This is a genomic window from Janthinobacterium sp. UMAB-60, from assembly GCF_900095235.1.
Classification (GTDB): domain Bacteria; phylum Pseudomonadota; class Gammaproteobacteria; order Burkholderiales; family Burkholderiaceae_D; genus Janthinobacterium.
Genome location: NZ_LT607528.1, coordinates 1 through 643 on the forward strand (window position 1 = coordinate 1; position 643 = coordinate 643).

A 643-nucleotide genomic window follows, 5' to 3' on the forward strand; every position below is an offset into this window, starting at 1 on the left:
GACGCGCCCTGGCCGAACAGCACGCCGTTCGGGTTGACAATAAACACCTTGCCGTTGGCCGACAAGTTGCCGAGGATGGTCGTGCCATCGCTGCCCAGCACGCGGTTCAGCGCTACCGCATTGCTGTTCGGCTGCTGGAACTGCACCGACTCGCCCTTGCCGACATTAAAACTGGCCCAGTTGATGACGGCGTTCTGGCTGCCCTGCTTGATGACCGTCGCGCCCGGCGTGCCGTTGATCGTTGCCTGCCCCGCCACCACCGTGCCGCCCGCCGGCCCCGCCAGCGCAAGACTGCCGTAGCCCATCATCAGCGCCGCCGCCATGCTGGTCAAGGCGAAATGCGCGCCGCCCCCGCTGCATCCTGGCATCGAGCGCTTGCCGGCCGATTTGACGTTTTCGGACACGGCGGCGTAGGCGCCGGTGGCCTGGTTCCAGATGGAGCGGTAGATGCGGTTCATGGCGGTGTCCTGATTTTTGAGCTTGTATTAATTAGAAGTACTTGACGGCTTGCAGCCAGAAGCGGCCGGCGGAGTCCGGTGCGGACGTCGCCTTGGCATTGCCCAGCTTGTGTGCGTAATACGCTTTCAGCACGAGCGCATTGGCGCCCGTCCACGTCACGCCCACGCCGGCGCCGCTCAGGGTG

Annotated in this window: 1 protein-coding gene; it reads right to left on the minus strand. The window is 64.9% G+C overall.

The features are described 5' to 3' along the window. Positions 1-458, minus strand: a 458-nt coding sequence (locus K0F86_RS27165) for a filamentous hemagglutinin N-terminal domain-containing protein (protein ID WP_219137215.1), incomplete at its 3' end; no start/stop codon positions are given. Positions 459-643 lie beyond the last annotated feature (185 nt).